At 64.0% G+C, this 5617-nt stretch carries 4 protein-coding genes and 1 pseudogene; 3 read left to right on the top strand and 2 right to left on the bottom strand.

The window, feature by feature from the left end; all coding sequences use genetic code 11:
• Positions 1-53: 53 nt before the first annotated feature.
• On the bottom strand, positions 54-737 hold the full coding sequence (locus tag WEA77_RS04560) for a TIGR04283 family arsenosugar biosynthesis glycosyltransferase (RefSeq protein WP_368066681.1): 684 nt from the start codon (positions 735-737) through the stop codon (positions 54-56).
• Between the two features lie 85 nt (positions 738-822).
• Here WEA77_RS04560 and WEA77_RS04555 point away from each other — a divergent pair, with 85 nt between their 5' ends.
• Positions 823-1299, top strand: coding sequence for a hemerythrin domain-containing protein (locus tag WEA77_RS04555; RefSeq protein WP_368066680.1), 477 nt, complete (start codon positions 823-825; stop codon positions 1297-1299).
• On the opposite strand, the gene WEA77_RS04550 is transcribed toward WEA77_RS04555, so the two are convergent.
• Positions 1296-2075 (bottom strand): uracil-DNA glycosylase family protein, encoded by a 780-nt coding sequence (locus WEA77_RS04550; RefSeq protein WP_368066679.1) that lies wholly within the window; start codon positions 2073-2075, stop codon positions 1296-1298. The genes WEA77_RS04555 and WEA77_RS04550 overlap by 4 nt on opposite strands.
• A 107-nt stretch (positions 2076-2182) precedes the next feature.
• On the opposite strand from WEA77_RS04550, the gene WEA77_RS04545 reads away from it, so the two are divergent.
• The gene (locus WEA77_RS04545) at positions 2183-3862 is read left to right on the top strand and encodes an electron transfer flavoprotein-ubiquinone oxidoreductase (protein WP_368066678.1); all 1680 of its coding nucleotides are present in this window, start codon (positions 2183-2185) and stop codon (positions 3860-3862) included.
• A 112-nt stretch (positions 3863-3974) separates the two neighbouring features.
• Positions 3975-5617 (top strand): annotated as a pseudogene (locus WEA77_RS04540) (hypothetical protein); the annotation flags it as partial.

Raw genomic sequence — 5617 nt, 5'->3', positions numbered from 1 at the left:
ACCCTTGATTATGCAGAGAGGTTTGCCGATCCGCAGTGGTGGGCGGACGCGGATTAGCGATAGGCCTTCGCGAGGTCCTCGGGCCGCGCGCCCATCAGGAAACGCGTCAGCAGCCAGGCATTCGCCCAGGCCCGTTTGCGCCAGCCGTCACGTTCGTATTTAGCCGCCGAGGTTCGGGCTTCTGCGTCAAGGATGACGAGGCGCGGCTTGCCGAGGGCGCGCGCCAGCATCACGTCCTCCATCAGCGGTACGTCCGGATGGCCGTCCACGTCTTCATACAGCTCGCGCGAAATCAGCAGGCCCTGATCGCCATATGGCAATCCCATCCAGCGGGCGCGGCGGTTGGCGCGCCGCTCGAGCCAACGGGCTTCGCGCGCATCGGAGCGATACTTCAGCCTGAACGCGGCAGCCATCCCGGGACGTGTGCCCATGTGGGCGCCAGCGCGCTCGGCCCAGTCGCGCGACAGAGCCGTGTCGGCATGCAGGAACAGCAGCCACTCGCCGCGGGCCGCCGCTGCCCCGGCCCGCAATTGCTTTGCCCGGCCCGGCGCACATTCGAGAACAGTTGCTCCGGCTGAACCCGCGATGGACCGGGTCGTGTCGGCGGAGCCGCCGTCCACCACTATGACTTCGCGGATCAACCCGGCCTCCAGGCCCACCAGCAGGCTTTCCAGTACCAGGGGCAGGTCGCCGGCAGCGTTGAGCGCGGGGATGATTATGGAGAGCGGTGCGGGCATCCGGGCGCGCTCAGTCAGCAGGACGCAAGGGAACAGAGAGCCGGATAGCGCGTTTCACAATCTCATGATCGCAGGAGGACGCCCCATGCCGACGATCTATCAGACGCTCAGGACGGATCATGACAGACATCGGGATTTGCTCTCAAAGCTGGCCAGAACCCAAGGTGATTCCGCAGATCGCCGCAAGCTTTGGCAGACCTTCTACTTTGATGTAAGCGCCCATGCGGCCGCTGAGGAACTTTCCTTCTACAGCAAGCTGATCTCGGAGTCCGAGGGTCAGCCGGAAGGGCGCCACTCGGTTGCGGAGCACCATGAGCTGGAAGAGATGATCCAGGGCCTCCACGAGATGGAGTTCAGGTCTCCCGGCTGGCTTGCCCGGTTCAAGTCGCTGAAGGGGCGCTACGAGCACCATATCGAAGAGGAAGGAGAGGATATCTTCGGCGAGGCAAAGGAAGTGATCGGCGCAGACCCGAACGGTCAGATCGCAGCCGAGTTCGTCATGCTGAAGACGCAAGAGCGCAGCAAGGTCGACGAGAAAGCCGGGCAGGCCATTGAAGACTAACCGGCGGCCAACTCCGCCAAACGCTTCTCGATCAGCATCAGGTCGCGCCAGGCGCGGCTCTTGTCCTGCGGACGGCTGAGCAGATAGGCGGGGTGGAGAATCGGTATCAGCGGCGCCTTGAATCCGCCGGGCGTCGCGAAGGCGTATTCATTGCCGCGCAGCTTCATGATGCCTTCCGTGCTGGCAAGCAATGAAACGGCGGGGACCCCGCCGGCGGCGATGATCAGCCTCGGCTTCACCAGCTCGATCATCCGGTCGACGAACGGCCGGCAGACGGCGAGTTCGTCCGCCTCCGGATTGCGGTTGCCCTGCGGGCGCCAGTAATTGACGTTGGTGATAAACGTGTTCTCAGCGCGCGACTGTCCGATGGCAGAAAGCATCTTGTCGAGCAGCTGCCCCGCCTTGCCGACGAAAGGCAAGCCGCGCCGGTCTTCCTCCTCGCCGGGGCCCTCCCCGATCAACATGAGCGGTGCGCCAGGTATGCCGTCAAAAACGACCGCCTGTTCGCATGCCGCTTTCAGGGGGCTGCCATCAAAGGCGCGAATGGCGCTGGCCAGCGCGTCAAGTGTGTCCGAGGCTGATGCCAGCGCGCGGGCTTCATTGGCCCAGTCTGCCACCGTACGTACGCCCTTGCGGATCAGCGCCGGCGCGGCGGGTCCGGCGTCTTGTTCAGGCGCCTCGCGAGCCGGTGCAGACTTAAGCAGGCCATCCACCAGAACCGTATCCACGCTCACGCCCATGTCGGCCCACCATTCGGTGAGCACAGAAATCGGCACTCTTGACGCAGGGGCTGGCATTGCGGACAGGCTGGACCTTCGGGAAACACGCTATAAGTGCTTAACCTGATAGGGATACGGCGCAAAGCGCAAACAAGGAGTGACCCATGGCCGACGCCCCCGAACGCGAGTCGATGGAATTTGACCTGGTGATCGTTGGCGGTGGCCCCGCAGGACTTTCCGCCGCCATCCGGTTCAAGCAACGCGCCGCACGGGCGGGCCAGGACCTGTCGGTCGTCGTCATCGAGAAAGGCGGCGAGATCGGCGCGCACATCCTGTCCGGCCTCGTGCTCGACCCCAAGGCGCTCGACGAGCTGCTGCCGGACTGGCGCACCCGCGCCGACCGTCCGCTGACCACCGAAGTAACGACTGACAGCTACAAGCTGCTCGGCGAGAACGGCTCGGCCGAAGTCGGCTGGGCGCCCTTCCCGCCGTTGATGAGCAACCATGGCTGCTTTATCGGCTCGCTGGCTAACGTCTGCCGCTGGCTTGGCGCCGAAGCGGAGAAGCTGGGCGTGGAAGTGTTCCCTGGCTTTGCCGCCTCTGAAGTCGTCTATGATGACAAGGGCGCGGTGCGCGGCATCGTGGCCGGCGTCATGGGTATCGACAAGCACGGCAAGCCGGGTCCGGACTACCAGCCCGGCATGGAACTGCTCGGCAAGTATGTGCTGTTCGCCGAGGGCGCGCGCGGTTCGCTGACCAAACAGCTGCAGGCCAGGTTCGACCTCTGCAGGGACAGCGACCCGCAGAAGTTCGGCATCGGCCTGAAAGAGGTCTGGTCCGTTCCGGAGGAGATTTTCCAGGAAGGCCTCGTGCAACACACGTTCGGTTGGCCCGTGATGGGCAAGAACGGCGATGGCGGCGGCTTCCTCTATCACTTCCGCGACAATGGCGAGGCCTTCGTCTCGGTCGGCTATGTCGTCCACCTCAACTACAAGAACCCTTATCTGGCGCCCTACAGCGAGTTCCAGCGCTACAAGCATCACCCGGATGTCATCCGCTATCTCAAGGGCGGCAAACGCGTGGCTTATGGCGCGCGGGCAATCACATCCGGCGGCATCCAGTCGATCCCGCAGCTGTCCTTCCCAGGCGGCGCGTTGATCGGTTGCTCGGCTGGTTTCGTGAACCTGCCGCGCATCAAGGGCACGCACAACGCGATGAAGACCGGCATGCTGGCCGCCGAAGCCGCCTTCGAGGCGGTGACCTCCGGGCGCCAGAGCGACGTGCTCGCAGACTATCCCGACGCGGTGCGCAGCTCTTGGGTCTGGAAGGACCTTTCGCCGGTGCGCAACATGAAGCCGCTGATGTCGAAGTTCGGCACGCTGCTGGGCGCCATGATCGGCGTGCCGGACATGTGGATGCGCGTTCTGGTCGGTTTTGGCTTTCTGCCGACGCTGCACCATACCAAGACCGACGCCGAGTCGCTGAAGCCCGCCAAGGACTTCAAGCCGATCGACTATCCAAAGCCCGACGGCATCATAAGCTTCGACAAGCTGACCAACGTGTCCTTCACCAATACCTATCATGGCGAAGACCAGCCGGTGCACCTGATCGTTGCCGACATGTCCCTGCAGAAGGCCTCCGAGCATGATGTCTATGCCGGTCCATCAGCGCGCTACTGCCCTGCGGGCGTGTATGAGTGGGTCGGCTCGGGCGCGGACCTCAAGTTCCAAATCAACGCGCAGAACTGCATCCACTGCAAGACGTGCGACATCAAGGACCCGAACCAGAACATCAACTGGACGGTGCCCGAAGGCGGCGGCGGACCGGCTTATCCGAACATGTGATTGTAACGCAGGCGTGTTGTCCGCGCCTGCGGCTTCACAGCCCCCCACGCCTTGCTCTTGCCGCAAGGGACTGCTTCACTTATCCTTTCCGCAAGGCGGAGTTGCCGCGCTTATGCCCCTGAAACCCTCCCTGTTCGCCCTTCTCCTTGCGTTTGGCATGACCGCCTGCGCGAGCCTGCCCGGCACCAATGCCGGGGTCGCCGGACTGGAAGCCGAGACCTCCGCCAGGACCCTGTCGCCGGCGGCGCTGGCAACGGCAGTGACGACGGACACAGGCGCGCGGGCCGTCTATGCGGCGCAGGGGGATGCGCTGAAGGCGGGCGACACGGCCGGATACCTTACCCTGCTGGCGGCGATGGACGAAACCGAACGCGGCAGCGACCGGTTCCTGAACGCCTATCTCGCCTTAGACCGCGCTGCGGCCCTCGACATGGTGGGCGCGCGTCAGTACCTGGGCATTACCGGGGACGCAGCGGCGGACTTCGACCAACCGGGTTTCTATCTCTGGATCGATGCCTGGCTGCTGGCTATGGAAGGCGACCTCGACGGCGCCATCAATCGCCACCGGGAAGTGGCTGGCGGCATGCCAGGTATCACGGCAGACCTGTCGCTGGCAGCGATGCTGGAAGCCGCGGGCCGGGACGAAGAAGCACTCGCCGTCTATGACGCGCTGACCCCGACGGTGATCCAGGCGCCGGAACACGAATTCGACCCGCAAGGCATCGTCTTCGCCCATATCAGTACGGTGATTGTGCGCCATGCTCTGCTGTTGCAGCGGATGGGGCGGATCGAGGAATCCAAGCTGGTCTACCAGCAGCTGGCCGACGCCGAGCCCGAGCAGTCGACCAGCTATGCCGCCGCCATCGACAGCCTTGAAACCGGCAGGAATCTCAAGAACAGGGCCCTGACCGTGAAAACCGGTTTTGCGATGGCGCTGTCGGATGTGTCCTATTCGATGCAGCAGCAGCGCTTCATCCAGACCGTGATGATGGGCGCAAGCATCGAAGGTTTCGACGACAAGCGCGCCGCGTTCGATCTCGCAATCCTGCTGATCGACCCCGAGAACGATAACGTCCGCACCGGCGTCATCGACGCGCTATACGAGGAAGCGCTTTATTCAGGTGCGGCGCACGTCGCGCAGACGGCGCCGGAGACCACGCCCGCGTTACAGATGTCGGCGGCGCAGGCGCTGCTGATGAATGGCGACGTGGCCGGCGCACGCGACGCGATCGAAACTGCGCTGGACATCACGGATGAGGAAGACCGCCTGTCGACCCTGTACGGCGCGCTGCAACTGCGTGCGCTGCTGGACGACAAGACCGCCGCCTATAACCTCGTGCCGGAACTGCTGGCCCTCGCCGAAAACGCCGCCGAGCAGGCCGCGGCGCATGGCGCGGCAAGTTCCGTGTATCTGCACTTCGGCGATCCGGCGAAGGCCGCTGACCATGCCCGCGATGCCCGCACGCTGGATGACACACACCAGCGCCGGATGGTTTTAGCCGACGCGCTGGGCCAGGCTGGCAGGATCAATGACGCTTTGGTCATCCTCCGGTCGGAGCGCCTTGCGCGCCCGAACGATCCCTATACGCTGAATTCACTGGGCTATTTCCTGATCACCCGGACAGACAAGTATGAAGAGGGCTACAAGGTGCTTGCCCGCGCGATGCTGCTGGCCGACTCGGACCCCTACATCACGGATTCTTTCGGCTGGTCGCTTAACCAGCTAGGCGATCTCGCGCGCGCCAAGGGCCTGAT

The organism is Hyphomonas sp., assembly GCF_040882205.1.
Lineage (GTDB): Bacteria > Pseudomonadota > Alphaproteobacteria > Caulobacterales > Hyphomonadaceae > Hyphomonas.
The sequence above is the reverse complement of the archived record's forward strand: the minus strand, read 5'-3'. Positions and strand labels throughout refer to the sequence as shown.

What these genes read in the sequence shown, in the direction of transcription:
- WEA77_RS04560 (WP_368066681.1), bottom strand. Translation starts at nt 737, where the DNA reads ATGCCCGCACCGCTCTCCATAATCATCCCCGCGCTCAACGCTGCCGGC.
- WEA77_RS04545 (WP_368066678.1), top strand. Translation starts at nt 2,183, where the DNA reads ATGGCCGACGCCCCCGAACGCGAGTCGATGGAATTTGACCTGGTGATC.
- WEA77_RS04555 (WP_368066680.1), top strand. Translation starts at nt 823, where the DNA reads ATGCCGACGATCTATCAGACGCTCAGGACGGATCATGACAGACATCGG.